General features: G+C 66.4%; 2 protein-coding genes and 1 tRNA gene. 2 read left to right on the top strand and 1 reads right to left on the bottom strand.

Going from position 1 to position 1,892, the window contains the following annotated elements:
* The first annotated feature begins 189 nt into the window (after positions 1 to 189).
* On the top strand, positions 190 to 420 hold the full coding sequence (locus tag MFF06_RS22525; protein WP_238208433.1) for a hypothetical protein: 231 nt from the start codon (positions 190 to 192) through the stop codon (positions 418 to 420).
* A 95-nt stretch (positions 421 to 515) separates the two neighbouring features.
* Positions 516 to 1,217: a ribonuclease activity regulator RraA gene (locus MFF06_RS22520; RefSeq protein ID WP_238208431.1), complete on the top strand. Its 702-nt coding sequence runs from the start codon at positions 516 to 518 to the stop codon at positions 1,215 to 1,217.
* A 544-nt stretch (positions 1,218 to 1,761) separates the two neighbouring features.
* Here the strand turns inward: MFF06_RS22520 and MFF06_RS22515 are convergent.
* Positions 1,762 to 1,837, bottom strand: a tRNA-Ala gene (locus tag MFF06_RS22515).
* Between the last annotated feature and the right edge of the window lie 55 nt (positions 1,838 to 1,892).

Genomic DNA, 1,892 nt, shown 5'->3' with positions numbered 1-1,892 from the left:
AGCGCGGGAGCCGCTGACGGATGGCACCTCCCGAACGCTCCACTTCGCGCCGTGACAGGCGCGATCGCCGTCCGCGATCCGACGATCCGGCAGGCGCACCTGCCCGTCAGCCTGAGCGAAGATGTGTCACGCGGGGGCGACGGCTCCCTCGACCGATGGGGTATCTGATCGGCATAGGCGACAGCGACAATGAAGGCGATCCTGCTGAATACGCTGATCGGGCTGACGCTCGGGCGTTTCGGCTGGGCTTGGCTTCTCGTCGCCTTCGTCCCCATCGTGGCGGTTGAACTCGCCTACGGCATCTCCATCCACCGGCTCGGCTTCGATGCCTGCCTCCGCCGCGGGGCGTGTCTCCTGATCTGCGGCGAACTCGCCTTTCTGCTCGGCGTGCTGATGCGCCCCCTCCCCGGTGAGTCGTGAGGGCTTCCGAACCGTAAGGCCTGCCGCCATCCATGGGTGCGGCGATTCCGGAAACCTGTAAGGTGGCCGGCGCAGATCACGGTACGAACCTCGCCATGGCCACAGACTCAGACATTCGCGACATCCTCTCGCGCGTCACCACCGCGACGCTGACGACCATCCTTCTCAAGAAGGGGCTGAGGAACGTGTGGCTGAGGGGGACGATGCCCCTGCGGCCGGGTCAGGAGCGGGTCGTCGGCCGCGCCTTCACCCTGCGCTTCGTCCCGGCCCGGGAGGATCTCGCGACGCCGGAATCCTGGTCCTCCCCGCGATCGACCCGCGCCGCCATCGAGGCCATGCCCGAGGGCTGCGTGGCCGTGGTCGATGCCATGGGCGTCACCGATGCGGGGATCTTCGGCGATATCCTCTGCGCGCGGATGCGGAAGAGGGGCGTCGCGGCCCTCGTCACCGACGGCGTCGTGCGCGACGTGGCGGGGGTGCTCGGCACGGGACTGCCCGTCTGGTGCCGGGGCGCCGCCGCCCCGCCATCGGTCGCCGGCCTCACTTTCGTGGGCTGGCAGGAGCCGGTCGCCTGCGGTGGGGTGGCGGTCTACCCCGACGATATCATCGTCGTCGATGACGACGGCGCGGTGCTGATCCCCTCGGCTCTCATCGACGATGTGATCGCCCTCGCGCCGGAGCAGGAGCGCCTTGAAGGCTGGATCATGGCGCAGGTCGAGGCCGGCGTCCCCCTGCCCGGCCTCTACCCACCCAACGAAGAGACGAAGGCGCGCTATACCGCCGAGACGAAGCGCTGAGCCTATCGCAACAGGGACGGGGCTTCGTTGGGAAGTCCCCTCCCCGCTTTCTGAGTGTCCGACCGAAAAGGCCGTCGCCCCCTGCCCCGTCATTGCGAGCGCGAGCCGAAGCAATCCAGGGATGCGCCACGTGTTGAAACGGCCCGTTGCCCTGAATTGCTTCGGCCCGCGCTCGAAAAGGAAGCAGAGTTTGATGAGACGCCGGGATCTTGACGGCCAAACGCTGAGAAGACCGGTGAATCACCCCGGCCATCCAAGGCACGGCGGCCCGGTTCGCGGGGCATCGCGTCCAGCCCGCTTCCGATTCCTCTCCGGCGTTACCCGAGTTGACCCCTCGTTCCGCGCAAGGTGAGAGGATCCAGCGTAGCGTAATGTCCCATGAACCCGCAGCGCCCTGAAGGACCTCGGCCTGCCCTCGCAGGCATGGGACGGCAGCGTCCGGAAACTCCGGACGCTGCCCTGCAAATCCACGATTCATAGCCCCGCACCGGATCGGCGCAGGGTTGTTTCGGCAGGGCAGAATTTTCAGATGGAACGGTGGAAATGGTGGAGCCTAACGGGATCGAACCGATGACCTCTTCCATGCCATGGAAGCGCTCTCCCAGCTGAGCTAAGGCCCCACTTTCTTTGTCTTGCGGACAAAGATCTCAATCAGAGGGAACGGTATCTTTGCGT

The sequence above is a fragment of the Methylobacterium aerolatum genome (assembly GCF_022179085.1).
Lineage (GTDB): Bacteria > Pseudomonadota > Alphaproteobacteria > Rhizobiales > Beijerinckiaceae > Methylobacterium > Methylobacterium aerolatum.
This window is presented reverse-complemented; position numbering and strand designations above follow the sequence as displayed.

Coding starts and splice junctions, on each gene's coding strand:
- MFF06_RS22525 (WP_238208433.1), top strand. CDS start 190: ATGAAGGCGATCCTGCTGAATACGCTGATCGGGCTGACGCTCGGGCGT.
- MFF06_RS22520 (WP_238208431.1), top strand. CDS start 516: ATGGCCACAGACTCAGACATTCGCGACATCCTCTCGCGCGTCACCACC.